Genomic DNA, 24,266 nt, shown 5'->3' on the forward strand with positions numbered 1-24,266 from the left:
TGGAATCAGGCCCCCCGATGATTAAGAGGAAAGCGAAACCAAACAGCAGGTGTCTATACGGTTGATTACGTATAGGCTCGGATTCGACGAATAGGGGAAAGAGGGTAACTGATCGCAGCCAAAGCTGTGGCATCGACCCGAACAGAAGGTCATTTGGACAGGAATTGAACTACGCTGGACAACAAGAACTCCGCCAGGAACAGGCCGAACCCGCCCGCAGACGCAGGTCGCTGCGTGCCACGCTCGCCTTGTGTCTGGGTGGTTTGCAGTTCCTCGCCATCTTGTCGGTGATCCTGTCGACCTTTGTCAGCTCGGAAAACGCGCTGTTGCGGCAATCGCGAAATTCGCTGAATGAGGTCAGCGTCAATGTCATCGGCCAGGTCAAAAGCTTTTTGAACCCGGCCCGGCAGGCCTTGGATGCAACGCGGCGGCTTGCGGAAAATGACGTGCTGGACATCAGCGATCCCAGCGCGCTGGAAAGCCATTTCTTCCAGCAGCTACAGGTCGCGCCTCAGCTTGCCGGGATGTATCTGGCCGATGCGACGGGCAGGTTTGTCTATGTCATGCGCGCCGAAGAGCCTGGGCGCTATCGCACCAAGTTCGTTCCGCCATTCCTACAGGGCACCGCTGAACATCCGGCCGATTTCCAATGGCGCAACGATCAGTTCACACTGCTGGAAACGGCCACCACCCAAACCGATACCTATGAGGCTCGCACCCGTCCCTGGTTCAGGATGGTTTCTGAGACCAAAGCACCGATTTGGACAGAACCCTACATATTCTTCACGGCACGCCAACCGGGGATCACCTACAGTGTGCCCATATTGGACGACGCCGGAGATATCCGCGCAATTTTGGGTGTCGATATCCAGATCGACGCCCTGTCCGGGTTTTTGCTGGACATCTGGTCCGAACGGCGCGGTGCCGCGCTTGTCCTGAACGAAGACGGTGCGGTTCTGGCACATCCAACACTGGTCCTGATCCGGCAGGAGGCGCATATGGAAGCGCCGGAACTGACCCGTGTGGATCAGATCGCAGACCCCATCGCGCAAAAGGCATTCGGAGATGTGGTGCAAACCGGCCTGAGTGACGCTGATGGCCCTGTCCATACGGATTTCCAGCTGAACGGTCAGGATTACGTCGCGATGCTGATCGAGGTCTCGGAACCGGGGCTGCGCTGGCTGATCGGCCTTTATGCAGCCGAAGACAACTTTATCGGCGAGATCAAGAAAAACCGGACACAAGGCGTCTGGATCGCGCTGGCCATCGCCATTCTGACTGGTGCAATCGGGTTGGCCATGGCCGACCGGATCTATGCCCCGGTACGCACATTTGCCAGCCAGAGCCAGCAGCTATCCAGCGGCGAGATCACCCCCGAGGAAGGCTTGCACAGCCCCTATCGCGAGCTAGAAGACACCGGCGCGGCGTTGACACAGGAAGTTCGACAGCGGCAACGGTTCGAAACCGCCTATGGCCGCACTTTCGATCTGGCCTCGCGCGGGATGGCCCAGATCACCCCCGAAACGGGACAGTTTCTGCGCACCAACGAACAGCTATGCGACATCATGGGATATCAGCCAGATGAGCTGGAAAGGATGACACTGGCCGATATTCTGCCTGAAGACGGCCAGCAAATCGCAGTCAAGTTCCGCGAAACGCTGCTACAGGATTCCGAGTTCATCGCGGAAAACCAATTCGTCCGCAAAGATGGATCGACCATCTGGCTGCGCGTGAATGCGATCCTGATCCGGGACGAGAATGGCGTCCCCGATCATGCCGTGGCCATCATCGACAATGTCAGCGACCGGAAACAGGCCGAAGACGAGGTAAGCCGCCTCAGTCGCGATCTGTCCCATGTGGCGCGGGTAAATCTGATGGGTGAGATGGCCTCGGGGCTGGCGCATGAGCTGAACCAACCGCTCAGCGCGATCTCCTACAATGTCGATGCGGCCAAGATCACGCTTGAGGAAATCGGTGATCCCGATCCTGAACTGAACGAGATTCTATCCGACATTGACCGTCAGTCGCGCCGCGCGGGCGACATCATCCGCGCCTTGCGGGACGTAGTGCGCAAAGACCGCGGTCGGCAGGCCCCGTTCGAGTTGGGCGGGCTGATCCATCAGACCGTCACACTGATGGAGGGCGAGGCCAAGCTGCATGACATCAAGCTGGTCTATGACGAGAGCACCCTACCCGCTGTCATCGGCAACCGCACCCAGATCGCTCAGGTACTGGTCAACCTGCTGCGAAATGCTATCGATGCACTGGACCGGGATCCGGGTGAGGCGGGCCGGATCACAATCTCCACGCTTGTGAGCGAAGAGTGTGTCGAGGTTCGCGTCGAAGACAATGGGCCCGGCGTCAATGAGGATGTAACCCTGTTCAATATGTTTGATACCCAAAAGACCGACGGCATGGGATTGGGCCTGTCGATCTGCCGAACCATCGTCAAAGCCAATGGCGGCCGGATCTGGCACGACCCGACCGAGGGTACCGGCGCGCGGTTCTGTTTCACCTTGCGTCGCAGCGACCGGGCTGAGGAAAACACTTCATGACTCCGGAACCGCTTACCGTCTTTATCGTAGATGATGATGATGACGTGCGCATCGCCCTGTCCCGCTCGCTTGGCAAGCGCGGCATGAAGGTTGCGCATTTCCCCGATGCTCAGTCCTTTCTGGATCAGGTAGATGCAGATGCCGCGGGCTGTCTGATCCTGGACTACGGCATGCCCGGAATGGATGGGCTGGAACTGCAGGATCACCTTGTCCAACAGAACTCGACCCTTCCGATCATCTTCATCTCAGGCCATGGTGGCATTCCTGAATCGGTGCGCGCCACCAAGGCCGGGGCGATTGATTTTCTGGTCAAGCCGTTTGACCTGAGCGTGTTGATTGAGCGCATAGAAGCGGCCTGGGACGTGGGCGCAGGTCTGCGCGCAGAAAAGGCACACCGGCAGGCACTGGCAGACAAACGCGGCCTGCTGACCGAGCGGGAAGAGCAGGTGCTGCAGCATATCCTGACCCACCCTGCCCGCACCTCAAGCAAAGAGATCGCCGCCGAACTGGGCATCAGTCCACGCACGGTCGAGATACATCGTGGGCGTATTCAACAGAAGGTCGGGGTGAAAACCACCATCGAGCTTTATGAGCTGTTCGGACACATGCAATGATCGCCAGCCTGATGATGTATGCCCGCCCCCAGCTTGACGGCGCGCATGAGCGGTTTTGGACCCTGATCCGCAACGACCTGAGCCACGTGGGGATCGACAGCCCCGTACATTTGTCCCAGCAAGCCGAGGAGTTTTCGGTCTGGCAATCCTCCGATCTGGTGCTCAGCCAAACCTGTGGCATGCCCTTTCGCTTGTGGCTGCACGACAAGGTGCAACTGGTGGGCACGCCGGACTACGGCGTTGAGGGATGCCCGCCCGGCTATTACCGCAGCGCGCTGGTCGTGCGCTCTGATGATACACGCGAGGATCTGGCTGCTTATCAGGATGCGGTCTTTGCCTACAACCAAACCTTCTCGCAATCGGGTTATGCGGCGCCCTATTGGCACCTCGCCCCACGCGGGTTCTGGTTCAGGGATCAGCTCCAGACCAAAGGGCATCTGAACTCAGCCCGCGCGGTGGCCGAAGGCCGGGCAGACATCGCCGCGCTGGATGCAGTTTCGTGGCGTTTGATGCGCGAGCATGAGGATTGGGCTTCGAGTTTACGTGATCTGGACTGGACCGAACCCACGCCGGGTTTGCCCCTGATTACCGCAAAAGGAAATGACGCAGAGGCGATCTTTACAGCGGTTCAATCGGCCATCGGACAGCTGGATGCGACAGACCGGACAGCGCTTGGATTGCGTGACATTGTGCGCATCTCTGCCCAGCAATACCTCGCCGTCCCCAACCCTCCTGAACACGGCTAGATGAGTATGGGGTCCTACTCAAATGTCAGCGCTTTCGGACAGTTGCCAGATGGCCAGCCCATAGATCGCATCAAGCTGAAGAATGGCGGCATGCAAGCCTGCATTCTGACCTATGGTGCAACGTTGCAGGACCTCAGACTTGAGGACATATCGCACCCATTGGTGCTGGGATGGCCAACGTTGGAGGGATATCTGAACAGCAGCGCCTATCTTGGTGCCATCGTTGGACGCTTTGCCAACCGCATCGGTGGTGCACGATACGAGATCGACGGGCAGGTCTGCTACACAGATGTCAACTATCTCGGCAAGCACACGCTGCATGGCGGCCGCGAAGGTAGCGCCCATCTAGTCTGGCGGATCGAGGCGGTGAACGAGACTTCGGTCACCCTGTCGCTGGACCTGCCCGATGGCCACATGGGATTTGCTGGCAATATGGCTGTCCGGGCGACCTATTCACTTGATGCCGATCACACTTTGCGCCTGATGATCCACGCGGAGTGTGACCAACCAAGCCCCTGCAGTTTTGCGCCGCACAGCTATTTCAACCTCGATGACGACAGGACGATCGCAGGGCATGAACTGCAGATCAAAGCACCCAGCTATCTGGAAGTGGATGACGACCTTATCCCAACAGGGGCACTGCGCCCTGTGAAAGATAGCCCTCTGGATTTCCAAACGCGTCGACCGATCGGATCACAGGCGATCGACCACTGCTTCTGCACATCCAACGAACAGCAAGAGGTGCGACCTGTCGCATGGCTCTACGGTCCAAACTCAGAGCTTTGCCTGCGTCTTGCCTCAACCGAACCGGGGCTGCAGGTATATTCCGCCGCCACCCTGGATGAACCCAACCAGATTGGGTTACGCGGTCACCCCTACCGCCCGTTTGCCGGCCTGGCGCTCGAACCGCAGGGCTGGCCCGATGCACCGAACCAGTCCGGCTTTCCATCAACGATCCTGTATCCGGGTTCGGTCTACCGGCACGAGACCACGCTTCAGATCACGCGGTAACAGTGACACTTCAGGAAACGGTTTGCTCTGATACAACCTCTCCAAACTTGGTGAAGAACTTGCCCGAAAGCTTCTTGGCCGTTCCAGCAATCAACCGGCTGCCCAGCTGCGCAATCTTGCCGCCGATATCAACCTTGGCCGTATAGGAGAGGATGGTCTCGTCTCCATCTTCGGTCAACGTCACATCGGCCCCGCCTTTGGCAAACCCGGCAGCACCGCCCTTGCCTTCGCCCATCAGCGAGAACCCATCTGGTGCATTTGAGGTGTCCAGCGTCACCTCGCCTGAGAACTTCGCCTTTACCGGTCCGATTTTTAGTACGACCTTCGCCTCAAGCTGATCCGGGCCCGCTTGCGTCAGTTCTTCACAACCGGGAATACATTCGCGCAGCACATCGACGTCGTTCAGCGCCTGGTAAACGACATCGCGTGGGGCGCTAATGCGGATTTCATCACTCAGTTCCATTCGTGTTTTCCTTTGATCAACAACACCTTGGATAGACGCGCAGCGCCTCTTCCGTCGCTTCTTTCACACTTAGCTCAGGACGCGCAGGCCAGATCACCCGCACAAAGCTACGCCATCTTCTCATCATCACGACTCTCCTTCGAAGTATCGGTGTTTCGCCAGCGCACGATCTCGGCCAGGATCGAAAGTGCGATCTCATGGGGGTCGACCGCTTGGATATCCAAGCCGGCAGGTGCTTTGAGCTGCGCGGCCCGACCCTTGTCCAGACCGTTTTCAATCAGCTTGTCACACAGCACCTGCGCCTTGCGGCGACTGGCCACCATCGAAACACGCAGCGCCGGAGACTCCAACGCCGCCTTCAGCGCAGCACCGTCCCCATTGCCCTGCGAGGCCACAACTACGAAATCACGCACCTCAAGCCCCAGTGCAGGCAGATCATGCGGGTCAAAGCCGATCTGGTCTGGCCCCTCTGCGCCGAAGGGCAGACAAACCCGCAACCCGGCCAAAGTACCATGTGCCGCCAATGCCGAGGCGATCGGAGAATCACCGAAGATCACCAGCCGCGGCGCGTGTTGATATGGTTCAACCAGCAGATCCACCGTCCCGCCACTGGGGCATCCACTTTTGTATGTCTGCACGCCGTCAGGGTCTGTCATGGCCACCACCTTGTCCAAAGGCTTCACACGGATAATGCCCGGCTGACCGCTGTCCAGCGCAGCTTTGGCCGAAGCGCGAACAGCGCGCTGCACGCAGGCCCCACCTAAATGACCCAATATCCGGCCGTCCCGCGTGATCGCCGCCTTGGCCCCCGCCTTGGCCGAGGTCACATCCGCCGTGCGCAACACGGTGGCGACACAGAAATTCTCGCCACTCTGGCGCAGCTCCTCGATTGTGTCGAATATGTCGAAACCGGGCATGCAGGTCTCCTTTCACAACTTGCGAAACTGGGGTTCCAGCGCGGCTAGCGCCTCAAGCGTATTTGCAGGCAAGTGCGCATCCAGATGGGGCTGTGCGGCCTGCATCGCTGCAGCAACCGGTTCGTAGCTCGGCCACCCTTTCAGCGGGTTCAGCCAGACGATCCGCCGTGCCTTGCGCCTGATCCGTGCCAAAACGGCGCCCAGCGCGTCCGGGTCGGAACTGCAATAGCCGTCCGACAGGATCAGCACGATAGTCCGCCCGTTCAGCGCTCTCGCGCCATAACCGTTCAGAAAACTCTCAAGACTACCCGAGATATCAGTGCCGCCGCCAAACCCTTCGGCCATCAGCGACAAGCGCCCCGCAGCGCGCAGCGTATCGTGATCGCGCAACGCATCTGTGACCCGCATCAGTCGGGTATGAAACAGATAGGCATCTGCCTCGGTCCCGCTGCCAATCAATCCTTTGAGAAAGGCCAGGAACACACGGGAATAGACGGTCATCGATCCGCTGACGTCGCAAAGAGCCACGATCCGCATCGGACGCGGTGGCCGTGCGCGGCGATACAGGTCCATGGGTTCACCCCCACGCGCCAAGCTGGCCCGCTGGATGCGCCGCATATCCAGCACGGGTCCACGCAAAGCACGTTTCCGTCGCCGCGAACGACGATCCCGAATAGCGCGGGCGATCCGCGCAGCGACCAACTCCGCCTGTTTTAGACTCTGTTCATCCATCAATTCGCGCAAATCCCGACGCGACAGGTTGGCCGTTCGGGTCGCAATCAGCGTCCCGTCCATCCCTTCAGCCTCGCTGTCGCCCGGATCAGGAGTGGTGGCTGCCTGATTGGACTCCGTTTGGGTGTTATCCGTGCCCTCATCCGGGCGCTGCCAGATCATCGGTTTCGCTGACTGAACCTGCACATGTGCATTCTGTGCCAAACCCCCTCGTTGCTTCCCCACGTTGAACCAGTAGGCATCAAAAAGCTCATCAAAGCGCCGCCATTCCTCGGCGTCCCCCGCCAACAAGGAGCATAGCGCCTGACGCGCCTGGTTCGCGTTGGTCGCCTCAACCACCGAAAGCGCCGCCAAAGCATCCGCCGTTTCTTTCGACCCAACGCGCAGACCGTTCATCCGCAAATGCGCTATGAACCCTGACATACGATCCGACAGACCCGCAGCCCTTGAAGGAAAACGCGTCACCTGCATCACGCCACCTTCCCGATCAGACGGTCCATCACCTCAGGCGGTGCCACATTATAATCAGCAGCAGTCTTCAGCAGACAAACAAGGGTCGCCTGCACCTCATCCCGGGATTTCGCCAGATCGTTGACGCCCAATCCCGACAAGGCCGCAGCCCAATCGAGCATCTCGGCAATACCGGGCGTCTTCTCAAGATCTTCCTTGCGCAGTGCCTGAACGACCCCAATGATCTGCCGCGCCAAAACACCCTCAATCTGAGGCATCCGCGCCTGCAGGATCGCCAACTCTGTCTCCTTAGACGGGTAGTCGAGAAAACTGTACAAACAGCGCCGCCGAAGCGCATCCGACAAATCACGCGTCCCGTTGGCCGTCAGAATCACAATCGGCCGAACCTGTGCTTTCACAGTGCCCAGTTCAGGGATCGTGATCTGAAAATCCGACAGAATCTCCAAAAGATACGCTTCAAATTCCTCATCCGCGCGATCGATCTCATCAATCAGAAGAACCGGGGGCTTTTCTTCAGATATAGCCTCTAACAAAGGACGTTTTAGTAGATACTCGTCCGAAAACAATTGCGCCTCATGGGTTCCGCCCCGCGCTTCACTGGCCCGGATCGCCAGCAATTGCCGCTGATAGTTCCACTCATAGATAGCATGACTGGCATCCAACCCTTCGTAGCATTGCAGCCTGATCAAACGCGTATCCCGCCACGCTGCCACGGCCTTGGCGACCTCGGTCTTGCCCACGCCGGCGGGCCCTTCCAAAAGCAACGGCCGACCCAAAGCCTGCGCCAAATGCAACGCCATCGCCAATCGCTCATCGGCGACATAGCCCTGCACGACCAAACCGTTCTGCACATCATTCAAAGTCAAAACCAGGATCCATTCTTCATCTGGCTAAAAATATCCCGGGGGTCCAAGGGGGCAGCGCCCCCTTGCTTGGTCGGACCGGCCATAGCCGGTCCGACCTCAATCACCCATGCATCCCCAACCCATTGGCGATCTTCCAGATCCGCCAGTGGTCATGCGGCATATGGCTCTGCACCAACCCAAAAGGCCGGAATGCATCATGCACCGCATTCGAGAATGCAGGCACACCACCCACATTCGGGCTTTCGCCCACGCCTTTGGCGCCAATCGGATGGTGCGGAGACGGCGTTACCGTGTGGTCGGTGGTATAATTCGGCGTCTCCCACGCGGTCGGTAGGAAGAAGTCCATCAGCGTGCCAGTCTTCACATTGCCCATCTCATCATAGGCAATTTCCTGACCCATCGCGATGGCCAGCGCCTCGGTCACGCCACCATGGACCTGGCCTTCGATGATCATCGGGTTGATCCGGGTGCCGCAATCGTCCAGCGCATAGAACTGTCGGACTTCCCATTCACCGGTATCCACGTCGATCTCCATGACACAGATATAGGCTCCGAACGGATAAGTCATATTCGGCGGATCATAATAGCTGACCGCCTCCAAACCGGGCTCCAAGCCGGGAATGGCCTGATTGTAAGCGGCGAAGGCGATTTCTTTCATGGTCTTGAACCGCTCGGGCGCGCCTTTGACGGCAAAGCGGTCCACGTCCCATTCGACATCGTTGTCGTGGACCTCAAGCAGATAGGCTGCGATCATCTGCGCCTTGGCGCGGATCTTACGTGCGGCCATCGCCGTCGCAGCACCTGCCACAGGCGTTGACCGCGATCCATAGGTTCCAAGCCCGTAAGGCGCGGTGTCCGTATCGCCTTCTTCAAGCGTGATATCATCCGCGGGTAGACCAATCTCGCTGGCGATGATCTGGGCAAAGGTCGTGGCATGGCCCTGACCCTGGCTGATCGTCCCCAGCCGCGCGATGGCGGAGCCCGTCGGGTGGATGCGGATTTCGCACGAGTCGAACATGCCCAGCCCAAGGATGTCGCAATTCTTGACCGGCCCCGCACCCACGATTTCCGTGAAATGCGTCAGACCAATCCCCAGCAGCTTGCGGGTCTTGCCTGCCTTGAAATCCTCGATCCGCTGCGCTTGCTCAGCCCGCAGGCCCTCGTAGTCGACAGCTTTCAACGCCTTGTCCCAAGCGGTGTGATAGTCACCCGAGTCATACTCCCAGCCCAGCGCGGACTGATATGGAAACTGATCAGCCTTGATGAAGTTGATCCGGCGCAGCTCGGCCGCATCCATGTTCAGCTTGATGGCCAGAACCTCGATCATCCGTTCGATGAAATAGGCGGCCTCGGTCACGCGGAAGGAACAGCGATAAGCCACACCACCCGGAGCCTTATTGGTATAGACCCCATCGACGGCCAGATAAGCGGTCGGGATGTCATACGACCCGGTACAGATATTCATGAAGCCCGCCGGGAATTTAGACGGATCGGCGCAGGCGTCAAAACCACCGTGATCCGCAGTGGTATGGCACCACAGACCGGTGATCTTGCCATCCTTGGTCGCGGCGATCTTGCCCTGCATCCAGTAGTCGCGGGCAAAGGCGGTGGACATCAGATTTTCCATCCGGTCCTCAACCCATTTCACCGGCTGGCCGGTGACGATCGAGGCCACAACCGAGCAGACATAGCCTGCATAGGCCCCCACCTTGTTGCCGAAACCGCCACCGATATCAGGGCTGATCACGCGGATATTGTGTTCAGCGATCCCCGAGATCAGCGCAACCACGGTCCGGATCGCATGCGGGGCCTGGAACGTACCATAGAGCGTCAGCTTGCCGGTCACCTTGTCCATCGACGCCACGCAGCCGCAGGTCTCCAGCGGGCAAGGATGTGTGCGGTGGTAATAAACCATCTCTTCCGCCACCACATCAGCCTCGGCGAGAACCGCTTCGGTCGCGTCCTCGTCGCCTTGTTCCCAAGTGAAGATATGGTTGTGATGCTTGCGCGGGCCGTGGGCGCCTTCGGTCTGACCTTCCAGATCTTCACGCAGTACAACGTCGGATTTCAGCGCCTCGAACGGGTCGGTAATGACGGGCAGCTCTTCGTATTCCACCTCGACCAGCTCCGCCGCATCCGCTGCGATATACCGATCTTCGGCCACCACATAGGCAACCTCCTGGCCCTGAAACAGCACCTTGCCGTCGGCCAGCACCATCTGTTTGTCACCGGCCAGCGTCGGCATCCAGTGCAGACCCAGCGGCGACAGATCCTCGGCAGTCAGAACGGCAACGACACCGGGCAAGGCCAAGGCCGCCTCTTTGTTCACACTGACGACACGGGCATGTGCGTAGGGGGAGCGCACAAAATCACCGAACAGCATCCCGTCCAGTTTGATGTCATCGACATAGTTGCCCTTGCCTTGGGTAAATCGCACGTCCTCGACACGTTTGCGGGCGCAGCCCATGCCTTTGAGGTTGGCGGCGCGTTCTTCGGGGGTCAGAGTCTGGTCGTTCATTCCGCAGCCTCCTTCTGAGCGTTCAGCATGTCAGCCGAGGCCGAGATCGCCTTGACGATGTTCTGATATCCGGTGCAGCGGCAGAGGTTCCCCGCCATTCCAAAGCGGATGTCTTCCTCGGTCGGGTTCGGGTTCTCCTGCAGCAGACGATGCGCGCGGGTAATCATGCCTGGCGTGCAGAAACCGCACTGCAGCCCGTGATGTTCGCGGAACATCTCTTGCAGAACCCCAAGGCTGCCATCGTCATTGGTGAGGCCTTCGACAGTAGTGATTTCAGCTCCGTTCACCTGTGCCACAAAGGTTGTGCAGGATTTGACGGATTTGCCGTCGATATCCACGGTGCAGGCCCCACAATGACTGGTCTCGCAACCGATATGGGGACCGGTGATTTTCAGATCTTCCCGCAGGAAGTGAATGAGCAATGTGCGCGGCTCGGCCAGACCTTCGACCTGCTTGCCGTTCACGGTGAGTTTGACGTGCATTTTTGACATGGTTTCCCCTCCTCAACCCGCGCGGCTTTGCGCACGGTCGATGGCGCGGCGCAGCATGACGGCGGCCACGTGTTTCTTGAATTCGACGGGGCCGCGATTGTCTTCGACCGGGTCGATGGCGTCGAGCATTGCGGCCACGCAGCCTTCGACATCACCGCCCGCCAAAGCGCTGCTCGCGCCTTCGGACCAGATTGGCGTGTCGGCCAGATTGGTCATCGCGACCGAGGCTGTGCCATTTCCGACCATCACAGCGGCGGCTGCAGTCGCATAATCTCCGATCTTGCGCTTTTGCTTTTCATAAGCCTGACCCACGCCTGCGCCCGGCACTGGAATTGAAATCCGGGTCAGGATTTCCTCATCCTCGCGCGCGGTGAAGTAGGCGGCCTCATAAAACTCACGCGCCGCAACGCTACGATTTCCATCGGGGCCAGACAGCTCAAACGTCGCATTCAAGCACTGCATCAACCCCGGCATGTCATTGCCCGGATCGCCATTGGCGACGTTGCCGCCGACCGTGCCCATATAGCGCACCTGAGGATCAGCGATCTGCAATGCCGCTTCGCGGATCAGGGGGATGGCCGTAGCCAGACCGTCATGGGTAATCATTTCGTGCTGAGTGACCATCGCACCCAACGTCACGTTGTCGGACCCGACCTGAATTCCCTTGAGTTCCTCGATGGCCTGAAGATCGATCAGATGGCCCATCTCGGCCATGCGCAGCTTCATCATCGGGATCAAGCTGTGCCCACCCGCGATCACGCGCGCCTCGTCTCCGTGTTCCTGCAAAATGCCGATGGCCGAGGCGATGTCGCCTGGCCGGTGATACTCAAAACCGGCTGGTATCATGTTTTTCCTCCCTGGGTCCGAGCGGTATGCCTTGGGGGCCCTGAGGTCAGAAAAGGACGGCGCACTCCGGCGTTCCAGAATGTAGAAACAGGGCGCGCAGCTTGTTTCACGAAATGCGAATAAGCTGCACGAGCTGCGATTAGACGCCCAGCGCCTCGCGAATATCTGTCAGGCGCGACCGGCTAACCGGTACCTTGGCCAATGCATCGACACCGTCGAAATAACAGGTGCCATTGTCCTTGTGACGCTCAAAACTTGAGACGTGTTTGGGGTTCACCAGATAACTGCGATGGGCGCGCAAAAAACCGTCGGGTTTCAACCGCGCTTCTGCCTCGGTTATCGACCATGGACAGAACAGTTTTTCGGCATCGATATAGAGGACGGTATAATGCCCTTCAGCCCGAATGGCGGCGATACTGGCGGGTTTGGTGAAAAAGGTCTGACCCTCACGCTCGAACGGGACACCGGCGCGCAATGTCGCCGGTTCAGGCGCAGGCTCACTACTTGGTTGTTCTTTTGGTTCGATGAACGAAATCCCGGTTAACAGAAAGGCACCACAGATCAGAAAAACCGAAACTGTGACACCCATCGCCAGAACCTGATTATCCAGCACTGGCCCTGCGCCACCAGCACTGTCGCTGGCGACGAAGTCAGTCAAACCGGTTGCAACGAAATGCATGGTAAATACGGCCAGCCCGAAGCAGACCGTTCCGAGCAGGATGTTGCGCTGCGTGCGGTTGCCGTAGGCGACCCAGATGGCCGCCACGGACAGCATCACCGAGGCCAGCGTCGAAAGCAAAACATCCAGAACATTGTAGACCGGGCGGCACAATTGCATTCCGGCCATGCCGATATAGTGCATCACCACGATCCCGAGCCCCACGATCACCCCGGACCCGATCATTGTCTGCGACGTGCGCGGGCGAAAATGCAGCAGCAGCAGTGCCAGCCCGACCATCAGGATCGCCACCAGAGCAGAGATCAGAGTGATCAGAGCGTCATAATAGAACAGGATCGGCAGTTGCAGACCTAGCATAGCAACGAAATGCATCGACCAGATCCCACCGCCCAGAATGACCGCCGCTAGGGCAACGACAAGCTTGCGTCGCTGACTGTCCAGCCGGGATGCGCCATGGGTCAGGTAGAGGCCGGTGAACCCGGCCATTAGCGCCACGGCCAATGAGGCCGCCACAAGCCAGGCGTTATGTGAATAGTCCAGCATTTGGGTTGTCACGCCCTCCCCGACGCGAGGGCGACGTTAGCAAACGGAATCGCCCGGTACAATCGGTGCTGGCATCACTATTGAATAACGGCGTTCTCCCAGGCGGATATGAATTTTCTGCGTTTCAATACATCCAGATAGGTCAGCAACGCCGGGTTCAATCCGATTGCTTCCTGCTCACCGTCGGCGGACGCAGACAAGACTGGCAGTGGTGGTCGCTGTGACGATTGCGCTGTGCCAGTAATCAGATAACGCACGAAAGCTTCGGCAACTTCAGGTCTTTGTGTCGCCTTCGAAACCATGACCGTTCGCATCATCGTGGTCTGGAAATCCGACGGCAATATAATCTCAAGCGCGTCTTTGCCTTCGGCCTGAACCGCCGCGTAGCTACCCAGCACGTTATAGGCAACGAGAATTTCTCCGTCGGCCAGATCGCGGATCATGTCCCCGGAACAGCAATACAACCGGACATCCAGACTGCCCATTACCTCCATCAAACGCCAATAAGTTTCCGACACGCGCGCATCCTGCGTGGCAAACAGATAGCCCAGCCCGGACTGCCGCACATCATAAGTACCGACCTTACCCCGAAACGTCTCGGGCCGTTCACGCAGCGCCTCGATCAAGCCCTGACGTGTTTGTGGAATGGGCTGACCTTCGAAGGCGGCGCGGTTTACCACGATGGTGGCAGGCTCGGAAGTGAAGGCAAACAGACTGTCATGCCACTGCGCCCAAGTGGGAACAGGCATATCGTCCAGTGGCAGCGCAAAACCGTCATTGGTGAGCTTCAACTGCAAATCCATCGCACTGGAAATAACGATATCGAATGCATCAGGCGTCGCACGTACGCGCTCATAAATATCGGCAGTTCCGGAAACCAAATATTCGACACTAACATTGGGATTTCTGGTTACAAAGTCCTCGATGAACGGTGCGAATAGAACGGTGTCGGTACTTGATATGACACGCAGAGGCGCACCCTCCGCCCCATCGTTGAACAGCTGACGATCCTCCCAGTCCTCGGCCGCTCCGAAACTCGGCAGCAGAAGCAGGATCAGAGCGATAAAGTAACGCATGCGCCGCCCTCTGGTTGATTGGTCAAAACGAGCGTGCCGCCATGCGCGGTCGCCACGTCCTGCACGATGGTCAGACCCAGACCCGAGCCGATGGTTCCGGTGGCATTCTGGCCCCGTTCAAAGCGGCGGGTCAGCATGCCGATCTCATCGGGCGGAAATCCGGGGCCTGAATCTTTGACGCTGATCTGGGTCTGAGGCATTGCGGTGACATTGATTTCGACCGTGCTGTCGGAGGGCGCGTATTTCAATGCGTTATCGACCATATTGCGCACAGCGTTCTGCAGCAGGATCGGATCGCCCGAGTACCGCACCGATGCATCACCTATCAGAGATAACGAGAGGTCTTTCATCTCGGCGATGGGCGTCAAACGCTGCACAAGTTCATGGGTCAGGGCGACAAGATCAAGATCCTCTCGTTCCAGATGATCGGCGCGAAATGTGATCATGGCATGATCCAGCAATTGCCCTGCCGCCCGAGAGCTTTCGTCGATGGCACGCACCATCGCGCGCAGGGCTTCCCGGTTTTCCTTGCGTTCAACACGTTGCAAGGTCGCCTCGGCGTAGGACCGGACGGTCGCCAAGGGCGTGCGCACCCGATGCGCCGCCTCAGCGATGAAATCTTCCGACTGGCTGAGGGACTGATCCAATCGCCCCATCAATGAATTCAGCGAAGACACCAAAGGGGCCATTTCCTTGGGCACCGGTTTTCGGAACGGGCTCAGGTCCTGTGGTCCGCGACGGGTCACCGAGGTCGTCAGCTTGTTCAGCTGTCCGATGGTTGCGGTTGTGACCCAGAAGGACAGGGCTGCTGTCAGTATGAAAAACCCGATCCCCAGAAAGGCCGCGTTACGCGAAATCTGATCCAGCGTTTCGGCCAATGCATCCTGTGTCTGCGCAAGTGCGACCTCGATCTCTGTCTGACGGCCCAGACCGACCAGAGTGCGACTGGCATTGACTTGCCGAATGCGCTCGCCCCGCAACTCGCCCGCACCAAAGGTCCAATTGCCGTCATCCGTGTCTTGAGCGACCTCAAGATCCTCATACCCCGATATGAACGCACCATCCTGATAGATCGCATAGAAAACCCGGTCATCCGATGGCGTCGCCAGCATGGAAAATGCGGCATAGGGAATATCGATCTCAAGCTGCCCGTCGCGCAGCGCCGCCGCATCGAGGATCGACGCCGCCGAGGCACCAAGGATGTTGTCCTGCCCCTGCTGCGCCACTTGTGCTGCATAATTTCGAACCGCGAAGAACAATAGAACAGCCAGCAGCGCCGCGCCGCTGATCAGTGCCAGCACAAGACGATTTCTGAGCGATCCTGATACAGCCGGGCTAACCGTCATGATCCAGCCTGTAGCCCAACCCGCGCAGGGTGGTGATTTTCAACTCGGACTTTTCAAGGTGCTTGCGCAATCGGCCCACATAGACCTCGATCGCGTTATCCGAGACGTTGTCGTCGTAAGAAAACAACCTGTCGGCCAGCTTCTGTTTCGAAAAAACCTGCCCCGGCGCGTTGATGAACAGCTCCATCATTCGCAGCTCGCGGTTACGCAGGGATATCGTCTCACCCCGGACTGACAGATGGCCGGCCACCGGGTCAAACACGATCCCGCCGACCTCAATCCTTGATTTGGCAATTCCGGATTTACGGCGCAGAACGGCCCGGCACCGGGCCTCCAATTCGGCATGATCAAAGGGCTTGGTCACATAGTCATCCGCCCCCAGATCGAGCGATCCGATTCGATCCGAAACCTGACTGCGCGCGGTCAGAACGATGACAGGCGTATCAGGATCACGGGCCCGATGACGCTCCAGAAAGTCCCGCCCGTCCCCATCAGGCAGCATGATATCCAACAGGATCAGGTCGTATTCCTCGATCTCGGCATAGGCTGTCGCATCGTCCAATTTTGCTGCATGATCAACGACATGTCCATCCAGACGCATACGGGCACACATCGCGTTTGCGAGATCCAGATTATCTTCGACCAGAAGGAATTTCATGAGGGTGGGGGCGTATCCTAACGCGTGACAGGTTGATGTCAGGTTCGTGTGGTTAAACTTCCCAATAATCTGAGCCGCCCCGCGGCCGGATGTCAAATGGGAGGACATCATGACAACATTCAAACTGGGCCGTCGCGCCCTGATCGCAGCTGTGGCCGCAGTCGGCCTGACCGGCCCCGTGCTGGCGCAGGACCAGGTTGTGGACAGCATCCACTTTCTGATCCCCGGCGGCGCTGGCGGAGGCTGGGACGGCACCGCGCGCGGGACCGGAGAGGCGCTGACAAATGCGGGCCTTGTCGGCACCGCGTCTTACGAGAACATGTCGGGCGGCGGCGGCGGTAAGGCCATCGGCTATCTGATCGAAAACGCCGAAAGCAATCACGGAACCCTGATGGTGAACTCGACGCCCATCGTGATCCGGTCGCTGACGGGTGTATTCCCGCATAACTTCCGCGACCTGACCCTGGTGTCAGGCACCATTGGCGACTATGCGGCCATCGTGGTCGGTAAGGACAGCCCGATCAACTCAATGGCAGACCTGCTGGCTGCCTATGATGCGGATCCGGGCGCTACCGCAATCGGCGGCGGTTCGGTTCCGGGCGGCATGGACCATCTGGTGGCAGCCATGGTGATGGAAGCGGCTGGCAAAGATGCGCTGGGCGTCAAGTACATCCCCTATGATGCAGGCGGTAAGGCCATGGCGGCGCTGCTGTCTGGTGAGATCGCGGCATTGTCGACTGGCTTCTCGGAAGCTGTCGATCTGGCCAATCAGGGTGAGGTGAAGATCATCGGCGTCACCGCCGAGGAGCGCGTGGATGCCGCCCCGGACGCACAGACCATGAAGGAACAGGGGATCGACACCACCTTCGTCAACTGGCGCGGTTTCTTCGCAGCCCCCGGACTGCCTGAGAACAAGCTGGCTGCCTATCAGGACGCCATCACCAAGATGTATGAAACACCCGAATGGGAAGAAGTACGTGCGCGGAATGGTTGGGTGAACATCCACAACTCGGGCGACGATTTCTCGGCCTTCCTTGAAGATCAAGAAAAGCAGATCAGCGATCTGATGAAGAAACTGGGCTTCCTCTAAAGGCGGCTCCGGCAGAGCGGGCCACCGCTCTGCCCCAAAACACACAACAATAAGATGGGAGGGGACACCATGGCGCTGGATCGCTGGATCGCGCTTGTTCTGCTTGGGATTTGTCTAACCTACGGTTATGCGGCCTGGTTTACGATGGACGGCAGCTTGCCCCCTTTCATGCAAAGAAACCCGATTTGGCCCAGTACCTTCCCCAAGGTTCTGTCCATCCTCGGGATCATCGCCTCGACGATCATCCTGCTGGGCTTTGAAAAAAGCGAGCTGAAAGAGGCGGATATCGATTACCGACGTCTGGGCGAATACCATCTGGGTCAGGCGATTTCGCTGCTGGTGCTGATGGTCGTCTATGCGCTGTGTTTGCGCCCGGTCGGCTTTCTGATCGCCACCTCGGCCTTCCTGATCCTCGGCTCGTATATTCTGGGCGAGCGCAAGTGGCACATCATGGTGCCCGTGGCTCTGATCGCAACCGGAGCAGTCTGGTATCTGGTTCAGGAAGTTCTTGGAATTTACATGCGTCCCCTGCCGGGCGTGTTCGGAGGCTGACATGCTCGAAGGACTTCTGATCGGCCTACAAACGGCCTTTTCGCTTCAAAACCTGCTGATGGTCGTCGCGGGCTGCCTTATTGGCACATTCATCGGCATGCTGCCCGGGCTGGGACCGATGTCGATCATCGCGATCATGATTCCGGTCGCGATTTCGATGGGAGACCCATCCGCTGCTCTGATCCTGTTAGCCGGGGTCTATTACGGCGCGATTTTCGGGGGCTCGACGTCGTCCATTCTGCTGAACGCGCCGGGGGTCGCGGGCACGGTGGCCTCAAGCTTTGACGGCTATCCGATGGCGCGACAAGGCAAGGCCGGGAAAGCTCTGACCATCGCTGCAATCGCAAGTTTTGCTGGTGGGACGCTGGGTGCAATTCTGTTGATGGTGTTCGCCCCTGCCCTGTCGTCGGTCGCGCTTTTGTTCCATTCGGCTGAATATTTCGCACTGATGGTTGTGGGCCTATCTGCGATCGCCGCCTTCGCGGGCTCGGGTCAGGTGGCCAAGGCACTGATCATGACCATCCTCGGCCTGATCATGGCCACCGTTGGCGAAGGTGCGTTGTTCAACCTGCCGCGCTTCACCATGGGTATCATGGATCTGCAATCCGGCTTTGGTTTCATAACGCTGGCCATGGCGATGTTCGCCTTACCTGAGGCCCTGTTCCTGGTCCTCAAACCCAAAGACCTGCAAGGCGATGATGGCGAAATCAAAGACCTGCGCATCACGAAAGACGAGGCAAAAGCCATCGCTCCGGTCATTGGCCGCCAATCGACTCAGGGATTCTTTATCGGCGTCCTGCCAGGCGCGGGGGCGACCATCGCCAGCTTCCTTGGCTATGCGGTCGAGCGTAACATTGCCCCTAAAGAAGAGCAGGAAGAGTTTGGAAAAGGCTCTATTAAGGGGCTTGCAGCGCCTGAAGCGGCAAATAACGCGGCTTGTACCGGTTCATTCGTACCGCTGCTGACACTGGGCATTCCTGGATCGGGAACCACTGCCATCCTGCTTGGCGCGCTGATCGCGCTGAACGTCACACCCGGTCCGCGTCTGATGATCGATGAGCCGCAGATCTTCTGGGCGGTCATCATGTCGATGTTCATCGGCAACCTCGTCCTGCTGATCCTGAACCTGCCGCTGATCCCCTACATCGCCAAGGTGCTCGCCGTTCCGCGCAACTATCTGATCCCGTTCATCCTGTTCTTCACTTTGATGGGGGCCTATATCGGGCAGAACAACGCCACAGAACTGCTGATACTGGTCGGGTTCGGGGTCTGTGCCACGGCACTGAAGTTTGCAGACTATCCACTTGCTCCCTTGCTGATCGGCTTCATCCTCGGCGGTATGATGGAGGATAATTTCGCTCGCTCCATGCAGCTCTACGACGGTATCGCCTTCATTTGGGAACGCCCAATGACGCTGGGCTTGCTGGTCATCGCCGTGCTGTTGGTTCTGCTGCCAAGCTACCGCGCACGTCGTGCAAAGGCGCGGGCGGCAGGCGTGGCCGATGGCGACTGAGCCGCTCTCGGGGGTCCGCGTCCTTGACCTGACCAATGTTCTGGCGGGCCCCTATTGTTGCTACCAACTGGCGCTGATGGGGGCCGAGGTCATCAAGGTTGAACGCCCCGGAACCGGTGATCTGGCCCGCGAGCTGGGCGCGGATCCCGACCGGAACAAGGCCGGAATGGGCATCAGCTTTCTGGCACAAAACGCCGATAAGAAGTCTGTCACGCTAGACATGAAGGCCGAGCAGGGAAAGGCACTGCTTAAAAGGCTGGTTCAAACCGCAGACGTTTTGGTTGAGAACTTTCGCCCCGGTGTGATGGACCGGCTGGGGCTGGGTTATGAGGTCTTGCGCGCTGAAAATCCCAACCTGATCTATTGCGCGATCAGCGGGTTCGGTCAGAACGGTCCACGCCGTAACGATCCGGCCTATGATCAGATTGCCCAGGGCCTCAGCGGAGTCATGTCCATCACCGGCGCGCCCGATACAGCGCCTTATCGCGTCGGCTATCCTTTGGCGGATACCGTAGGCGGATTGACTGCAGCCTTTGCCATCAGCGCGGCCTTGAACGCCAATCCACGCGGGGCGTTTCTCGATGTTGCCATGACCGAGGCTGTTATTTCGACAATGGGATGGGTTGTTTCGAACTACATATTGGGGGGTGTTCAGCCGGGTGCCCATGGCAACGAAAACACGACCTCAGCCCCGTCAGGAACCTTCGCCACATCCGACAGCCCGATCAACATCGCGGCCAATCGGGATGAACAGTGGCTGACCTTGGCGAGACATCTGGGCCGAGAGGATTTGCTAACCCATCCCGACTATCAGACTCGCGAAGATCGCAAACAAAACCGTCATGCCCTTCGGCAAGAGCTCGAACGCACGTTGATCACCCGACCAGCCACAGATTGGGTTCGCGAATTGAACGCGCTCGGCGTACCTGCAGGGCAGGTTTTGACGGTGCCTGAGGCACTGTCGGATGATCAAATGGAGGGCCGGGGGTTGATCGGAACTCTCTCGGCTTACGGTGAAGACATGCGTCTGGCGGGCAGTCCGGTGGTCATGGATAGCCAACGCAAGATGCCCCAAACCGCCCCACCCGTACTTGGCGCCGACAACGCTGCGATCTGGTCCGAGCTGGGCTTGTCAGACGCCGAGATCGACGCCCTGCAGAAAGAGGGAATCATATGAGTGACGTGGCCGACTGGTGGCAGACGGCCATCATTGATATGGAACCTGGGCGGATTGCATTGCGTGGTCAGCTGATTGAAAACCTGATCGGCACAGTTGGCTTCGCAGAAATGATCTGGCTGATGGTGCGTGGTGACAGGCCAACATCCGCACAGGCCCGATTATTCGAAGCAGCTTTGGTCGCAGCCGTGGATCACGGCCCGCAAGCCCCCTCAATCGCGACCGCGCGGATGGCGGTGACCTGCGGCCTACCTCTGAACAACGCCATGGCCAGCGCAGTCAATATGTTGGGCGACGTCCACGGCGGGGCCGGAGAGCAAGCGGTCGAGCTATATCATTTCATAGACACCCACTCCGAGGACCTGGATACCGCGTTGGATGACTGGACCGCGCTTAGCGGAAAGATTCTGCCCGGCTTTGGCCACAGGTTTCACACTCCAACCGACCCGCGCGCGCCGAGACTGATGGAATTGGTCGAACAAGCCGTCGAAGTAGGGGCTTGCGAAGGGCGATACATGAAAATCGGGCGCGCTGTGGAAGCTGCGCTTTGGCGACGAAAAGGGAAGCCGGTTCCGATGAATATCGATGGGGCCACCGCCGTCATCTATGCCGAGCTGGGTTTTGCCCCACCCCTTGCGCGCGGTCTGTTCTGCCTGTCACGTTCGGTCGGAATTCTGGCGCATGCATGGGAGCAGATGCAGCAAGGTGGGCGCAACAAAGGACCCACCCCGCCCAAATACCGCTGGACCTATACCGGCGAAACTTCCTAGCGCAAACCGCTAAGCCCGTTTCTCTTCCTCAACTTCAACCGGCTCGGCGCTGACCTCAATCACCTCTTCCGCCTCGGGCGCTTCGGCTTCCGGTTCATCTTCGGCCTCAGACTGATCCTCCAGCGCGCCCACGATCAGCGGCAGCATATGCACACCAGTCGCGCTTGCGATCTCGGGCGTCTGGGGCGTTTGCCAGCTGAGCGTATCGAAGCTGCCGCAGTTTTGGCAGACCGGGCCCCATTCAGGCTGAATGTCATGGCAGTTGTCACAAACCCATTGCGGCCCGCGTGGCGCATTCAGCGCTTTGGCCAGCCAGCCCTGCACCACCGCGTTCGAGGCACCCTCACCCCGCTCAATGGCCGCCATCAGCGTATAAGCGCGGGCATCGCCCTGCTTTTCAACCACATCGCCCAGCGCACGACGCGCTTCGGGGAAATCCTCGGCCACGATGTTCAGCTCGGCCAGGATCAGGCGGGTTTCCATGTTTTCCGGGTGGATGCGCGTCAGCGCGGTAAACCGCTTGATCCGTTGTTCCGGCGTTTCTTCGGGCGCGATTTCAGCAAAGGCATGGGCAAGATCGGGGTGCGGCTGCACCTCCCACGCTTTTTTCAGAATCTTGGTTGCAGCCCGCGCCTTGCCCTTTTCGATATAGGCCCGCGCCGCCATCGCGGCAGCGGGCACCAGATCGGGTGACAGGCGGTTGGCCTCAATCGCGTGTTCCTGCTGTTCGACCGTCGCCCCGTCTGCCAAAATCTCTTTGGCCTCGGACAGGGCCAGAACCGCATCACGCCGTTTGAACACGTCACGCGGCAGGTGACCCGCCTTCAGCTTTGATGTCAAAGTCGACCGCGCCCCGGCCCAATCCTGCGCCTTGGTCTGCAGGTTCAACAAGATATCCTGCGTTTCCTCATGGCGCGGTTTCAGCGCCAGCGCCTTTTCGGCCAGCTTGCGCGCGGTGTCATCATCACCCGAAGCCAGCTTTTGCTTCATGATCCCGCGCACACCCACGAACCGCGTGGCATTGTTAGTTACCAACTTCTTGTAAGTCTCTTCCGCCTTCTTGGTATCACCCGTCATCTCGGCGGCCTGCGCCACCAGAAGGTTAGTCAGCTCAGGCTTGTTCAACAACTTCTCGGCCTTGCTGGCCTTGGTCATCGCCGTGCGCCCTTCGCCCGAGGCCAGCGCCATCAGCCCATCCGCCAGCGCCTGATACCCGCGCTGCTCGCGGCTGCGGTCGAAATACCGGGAAAGGGCTGTTTCATCTCCATTCAGGAATTTCAGCGTCGCTATCAGCAGCGTCAGCAGCTTGAAGAACAGCCAGACCGCAAACACCAGCACGCCCAACGCGATCACCGATTGCAGCGGCCCCAGCGTGTATTCGGTGCCCGCGACGGTGATCTGCACCCCACCACTGGTTTCCATCAGGTACCCGGCACCTATGGCCAGCAGACCGATAATCGCAACAAAAACAAGGATCTTTAACAATGACCACAGCATGGCAGGTCCTTCAGTTCGAGTTCAGGCTTGAAGCCAGCGTATTTGCAGCCTCAACAGCCGAGAGCCGCGTTTGTGCCGCCTGCGCCCAATCCGCCAACGCGGTCTGCGCCGCTTCGGGCAAAGAGTTCAATTCGCTCAGCACCTTGGACAAATCACCATCCGACAGCGCCGCCTGAGCGCGCGACAGGACTGCATCCGGATTGTCACCTTCTTGCGGGGTGACCGAGCGCGCGCCGGTCTGACGCTGCAGAAATGCGACCAGGCCGGTGCCCTTATTCGCATCCCGCGCATCCGCCAATGCCGTCCGCGCCGCCGGAGCGAAAGAGGCGCGCAGGGCTGAGATCGTCTCGACGCCATTATCCGCCGGCCCGGCCAAAGCATCCGGAACGTCAACACCACCCGCCTTTAGTTCGCTAACCAATTCTGTGTACGGCTGACCCGCATCCAACTGGCCATGCAATCGCGACAGGATCGCGGCATTGGTCGCTGCGCGCGCCTCAGCCGAGGCTTTGGCCTCAAGCGCCTGCGCATCAGATACCATCTTCTCAACTTCGCTGCGTTGCGCGGCCAGCGAATCCTGCAGTTTTTTCAGTTCAGTCTCAAAAGCAGCGGCGGTTTCAGGCGAAACGCCCGCCTCAATCGGATTCGCTTCAAGCGCTGAGAGGCGGTCTCCCAACGGTTTGACCTGCCCCGCCAGCGTATCAACGCTGGATTTCACCGAACTCAGATCCGTTTCAACGGGCGCAAGCTTGTCTGAAAGCGCTTTGATCTGATCGGTCAGGGCCGAGACATCCGGGCCGTCGCTCAAGGAGCTAGTCAGCTTAGCGATCTGATCCGATTGATCCGCCAACTTGGATTCAAGTGCGGCAATCGCATCCGCGCTGTCGGTCCCTTGAGAAGAAAACCCACCGCTGCCCAAGGCAAATCCGATCCCGGCAGCAACAACACCACCCAGCAAAGCCGGCACAAACCCACCGCGCTTTTCTACGGTGCGTTCGATCACTTTCTCTTGCGCGGTTTCTTCTGAGGACGCAGTCGTTTCGACGGCTTCGGCTTCGGCTTCGGCTTCGGCTTCGGCTTCGGCTTCGGCTTCGGCTTCGGCTTCGGCTTCGGCTTCGGCTTCGGCTTCGGCTTC

General features: G+C 59.0%; 22 protein-coding genes. 9 read left to right on the forward strand and 13 right to left on the reverse strand.

Annotated features, from left to right (window positions below; translation table 11 throughout):
• The first annotated feature begins 164 nt into the window (after positions 1-164).
• Genes ACR0AZ_RS19455 through ACR0AZ_RS19470 form a run of 4 tightly spaced genes read left to right on the forward strand, consistent with a single transcriptional unit; the run spans position 165 to position 4,926 of the window.
• A complete protein-coding gene (locus tag ACR0AZ_RS19455) occupies positions 165-2,555 on the forward strand; it encodes an ATP-binding protein (protein ID WP_480660658.1) in 2,391 nt (796 codons plus the stop codon).
• Positions 2,552-3,169, forward strand: a complete 618-nt coding sequence (locus ACR0AZ_RS19460; protein ID WP_480471274.1) for a response regulator transcription factor — start codon at positions 2,552-2,554, stop codon at positions 3,167-3,169. Before ACR0AZ_RS19455 ends, ACR0AZ_RS19460 begins: the two co-directional genes overlap by 4 nt.
• Positions 3,166-3,915 (forward strand): phosphate/phosphite/phosphonate ABC transporter substrate-binding protein, encoded by a 750-nt coding sequence (locus tag ACR0AZ_RS19465; protein WP_480471275.1) that lies wholly within the window; start codon positions 3,166-3,168, stop codon positions 3,913-3,915. Before ACR0AZ_RS19460 ends, ACR0AZ_RS19465 begins: the two co-directional genes overlap by 4 nt.
• A gap of 6 nt (positions 3,916-3,921) precedes the next feature.
• On the forward strand, positions 3,922-4,926 hold the full coding sequence (locus tag ACR0AZ_RS19470; RefSeq protein ID WP_480471276.1) for an aldose epimerase family protein: 1,005 nt from the start codon (positions 3,922-3,924) through the stop codon (positions 4,924-4,926).
• Between the two features lie 10 nt (positions 4,927-4,936).
• Here the strand turns inward: ACR0AZ_RS19470 and ACR0AZ_RS19475 are convergent, their stop codons facing one another.
• The 11 genes from ACR0AZ_RS19475 to ACR0AZ_RS19525 all read right to left on the reverse strand — a co-directional run bounded on the left by ACR0AZ_RS19475 (position 4,937) and on the right by ACR0AZ_RS19525 (position 16,532).
• Positions 4,937-5,389, reverse strand: coding sequence for an SRPBCC family protein (locus ACR0AZ_RS19475; protein WP_480471277.1), 453 nt, complete (start codon positions 5,387-5,389; stop codon positions 4,937-4,939).
• 107 nt (positions 5,390-5,496) lie between these two features.
• Complete coding sequence (locus ACR0AZ_RS19480; RefSeq protein WP_480471278.1) at positions 5,497-6,306, reverse strand: XdhC family protein; 810 nt, start codon at positions 6,304-6,306, stop codon at positions 5,497-5,499.
• Positions 6,307-6,318: 12 nt separating this feature from the next.
• Positions 6,319-7,509 carry a vWA domain-containing protein gene (locus tag ACR0AZ_RS19485; RefSeq protein ID WP_480471279.1) on the reverse strand — a complete coding sequence of 397 codons (1,191 nt, stop codon included), beginning with the start codon at positions 7,507-7,509 and terminating at the stop codon, positions 6,319-6,321.
• Positions 7,509-8,375 carry an AAA family ATPase gene (locus ACR0AZ_RS19490; protein ID WP_480485002.1) on the reverse strand — a complete coding sequence of 289 codons (867 nt, stop codon included), beginning with the start codon at positions 8,373-8,375 and terminating at the stop codon, positions 7,509-7,511. Before ACR0AZ_RS19490 ends, ACR0AZ_RS19485 begins: the two co-directional genes overlap by 1 nt.
• Positions 8,376-8,475: 100 nt before the next feature.
• Complete coding sequence (locus ACR0AZ_RS19495) at positions 8,476-10,893, reverse strand: aerobic carbon-monoxide dehydrogenase large subunit (RefSeq protein WP_480471281.1); 2,418 nt, start codon at positions 10,891-10,893, stop codon at positions 8,476-8,478.
• Positions 10,890-11,384: a (2Fe-2S)-binding protein gene (locus ACR0AZ_RS19500; protein WP_480471282.1), complete on the reverse strand. Its 495-nt coding sequence runs from the start codon at positions 11,382-11,384 to the stop codon at positions 10,890-10,892. The genes ACR0AZ_RS19495 and ACR0AZ_RS19500 overlap by 4 nt, the downstream gene beginning before the upstream one ends.
• Before the next feature lie 12 nt (positions 11,385-11,396).
• The gene (locus ACR0AZ_RS19505) at positions 11,397-12,230 is read right to left on the reverse strand and encodes an FAD binding domain-containing protein (protein WP_480471283.1); all 834 of its coding nucleotides are present in this window, start codon (positions 12,228-12,230) and stop codon (positions 11,397-11,399) included.
• Between the two features lie 139 nt (positions 12,231-12,369).
• Positions 12,370-13,452, reverse strand: a complete 1,083-nt coding sequence (locus ACR0AZ_RS19510) for an MHYT domain-containing protein (RefSeq protein WP_480668095.1) — start codon at positions 13,450-13,452, stop codon at positions 12,370-12,372.
• A 77-nt stretch (positions 13,453-13,529) separates the two neighbouring features.
• Positions 13,530-14,528, reverse strand: coding sequence for an ABC transporter substrate-binding protein (locus ACR0AZ_RS19515; RefSeq protein WP_480471284.1), 999 nt, complete (start codon positions 14,526-14,528; stop codon positions 13,530-13,532).
• Positions 14,507-15,874 carry a sensor histidine kinase gene (locus ACR0AZ_RS19520; RefSeq protein ID WP_480471285.1) on the reverse strand — a complete coding sequence of 456 codons (1,368 nt, stop codon included), beginning with the start codon at positions 15,872-15,874 and terminating at the stop codon, positions 14,507-14,509. The genes ACR0AZ_RS19515 and ACR0AZ_RS19520 overlap by 22 nt, the downstream gene beginning before the upstream one ends.
• Positions 15,864-16,532 (reverse strand): response regulator transcription factor, encoded by a 669-nt coding sequence (locus tag ACR0AZ_RS19525; RefSeq protein ID WP_480471286.1) that lies wholly within the window; start codon positions 16,530-16,532, stop codon positions 15,864-15,866. Before ACR0AZ_RS19525 ends, ACR0AZ_RS19520 begins: the two co-directional genes overlap by 11 nt.
• Before the next feature lie 109 nt (positions 16,533-16,641).
• Between ACR0AZ_RS19525 and ACR0AZ_RS19530 the strand changes: the two genes are divergently transcribed.
• The 5 genes from ACR0AZ_RS19530 (at position 16,642) to ACR0AZ_RS19550 (ending at position 21,634) form a co-directional block, all read left to right on the forward strand.
• Positions 16,642-17,622 carry a Bug family tripartite tricarboxylate transporter substrate binding protein gene (locus ACR0AZ_RS19530; protein WP_480471287.1) on the forward strand — a complete coding sequence of 327 codons (981 nt, stop codon included), beginning with the start codon at positions 16,642-16,644 and terminating at the stop codon, positions 17,620-17,622.
• A gap of 69 nt (positions 17,623-17,691) precedes the next feature.
• The gene (locus ACR0AZ_RS19535) at positions 17,692-18,174 is read left to right on the forward strand and encodes a tripartite tricarboxylate transporter TctB family protein (RefSeq protein WP_480471288.1); all 483 of its coding nucleotides are present in this window, start codon (positions 17,692-17,694) and stop codon (positions 18,172-18,174) included.
• 1 nt (position 18,175) lies between these two features.
• On the forward strand, positions 18,176-19,687 hold the full coding sequence (locus tag ACR0AZ_RS19540; RefSeq protein WP_480471289.1) for a tripartite tricarboxylate transporter permease: 1,512 nt from the start codon (positions 18,176-18,178) through the stop codon (positions 19,685-19,687).
• Positions 19,677-20,864: a CaiB/BaiF CoA transferase family protein gene (locus ACR0AZ_RS19545; RefSeq protein WP_480471290.1), complete on the forward strand. Its 1,188-nt coding sequence runs from the start codon at positions 19,677-19,679 to the stop codon at positions 20,862-20,864. The genes ACR0AZ_RS19540 and ACR0AZ_RS19545 overlap by 11 nt, the downstream gene beginning before the upstream one ends.
• Positions 20,861-21,634: a citryl-CoA lyase gene (locus tag ACR0AZ_RS19550; RefSeq protein WP_480471291.1), complete on the forward strand. Its 774-nt coding sequence runs from the start codon at positions 20,861-20,863 to the stop codon at positions 21,632-21,634. The genes ACR0AZ_RS19545 and ACR0AZ_RS19550 overlap by 4 nt, the downstream gene beginning before the upstream one ends.
• Positions 21,635-21,643: 9 nt before the next feature.
• On the opposite strand, the gene ACR0AZ_RS19555 is transcribed toward ACR0AZ_RS19550, so the two are convergent.
• On the reverse strand, positions 21,644-23,131 hold the full coding sequence (locus tag ACR0AZ_RS19555) for a heme biosynthesis HemY N-terminal domain-containing protein (RefSeq protein ID WP_480471292.1): 1,488 nt from the start codon (positions 23,129-23,131) through the stop codon (positions 21,644-21,646).
• Positions 23,132-23,141: 10 nt separating this feature from the next.
• Positions 23,142-24,266, reverse strand: a 1,125-nt coding sequence (locus ACR0AZ_RS19560; protein WP_480668094.1) for a COG4223 family protein, incomplete at its 5' end; no start/stop codon positions are given.

This window comes from Ruegeria sp. BE3, assembly GCF_056538865.1.

Coding starts and splice junctions, on each gene's coding strand:
- ACR0AZ_RS19460 (WP_480471274.1), top strand. CDS start 2,552: ATGACTCCGGAACCGCTTACCGTCTTTATCGTAGATGATGATGATGAC.
- ACR0AZ_RS19465 (WP_480471275.1), top strand. CDS start 3,166: ATGATCGCCAGCCTGATGATGTATGCCCGCCCCCAGCTTGACGGCGCG.
- ACR0AZ_RS19470 (WP_480471276.1), top strand. CDS start 3,922: ATGGGGTCCTACTCAAATGTCAGCGCTTTCGGACAGTTGCCAGATGGC.
- ACR0AZ_RS19475 (WP_480471277.1), bottom strand. CDS start 5,389: ATGGAACTGAGTGATGAAATCCGCATTAGCGCCCCACGCGATGTCGTT.
- ACR0AZ_RS19480 (WP_480471278.1), bottom strand. CDS start 6,306: ATGCCCGGTTTCGACATATTCGACACAATCGAGGAGCTGCGCCAGAGT.
- ACR0AZ_RS19485 (WP_480471279.1), bottom strand. CDS start 7,509: ATGCAGGTGACGCGTTTTCCTTCAAGGGCTGCGGGTCTGTCGGATCGT.
- ACR0AZ_RS19495 (WP_480471281.1), bottom strand. CDS start 10,893: ATGAACGACCAGACTCTGACCCCCGAAGAACGCGCCGCCAACCTCAAA.
- ACR0AZ_RS19500 (WP_480471282.1), bottom strand. CDS start 11,384: ATGTCAAAAATGCACGTCAAACTCACCGTGAACGGCAAGCAGGTCGAA.
- ACR0AZ_RS19505 (WP_480471283.1), bottom strand. CDS start 12,230: ATGATACCAGCCGGTTTTGAGTATCACCGGCCAGGCGACATCGCCTCG.
- ACR0AZ_RS19510 (WP_480668095.1), bottom strand. CDS start 13,452: ATGCTGGACTATTCACATAACGCCTGGCTTGTGGCGGCCTCATTGGCC.
- ACR0AZ_RS19515 (WP_480471284.1), bottom strand. CDS start 14,528: ATGCGTTACTTTATCGCTCTGATCCTGCTTCTGCTGCCGAGTTTCGGA.
- ACR0AZ_RS19520 (WP_480471285.1), bottom strand. CDS start 15,874: ATGACGGTTAGCCCGGCTGTATCAGGATCGCTCAGAAATCGTCTTGTG.
- ACR0AZ_RS19525 (WP_480471286.1), bottom strand. CDS start 16,532: ATGAAATTCCTTCTGGTCGAAGATAATCTGGATCTCGCAAACGCGATG.
- ACR0AZ_RS19530 (WP_480471287.1), top strand. CDS start 16,642: ATGACAACATTCAAACTGGGCCGTCGCGCCCTGATCGCAGCTGTGGCC.
- ACR0AZ_RS19535 (WP_480471288.1), top strand. CDS start 17,692: ATGGCGCTGGATCGCTGGATCGCGCTTGTTCTGCTTGGGATTTGTCTA.
- ACR0AZ_RS19540 (WP_480471289.1), top strand. CDS start 18,176: ATGCTCGAAGGACTTCTGATCGGCCTACAAACGGCCTTTTCGCTTCAA.
- ACR0AZ_RS19545 (WP_480471290.1), top strand. CDS start 19,677: ATGGCGACTGAGCCGCTCTCGGGGGTCCGCGTCCTTGACCTGACCAAT.
- ACR0AZ_RS19550 (WP_480471291.1), top strand. CDS start 20,861: ATGAGTGACGTGGCCGACTGGTGGCAGACGGCCATCATTGATATGGAA.
- ACR0AZ_RS19555 (WP_480471292.1), bottom strand. CDS start 23,131: ATGCTGTGGTCATTGTTAAAGATCCTTGTTTTTGTTGCGATTATCGGT.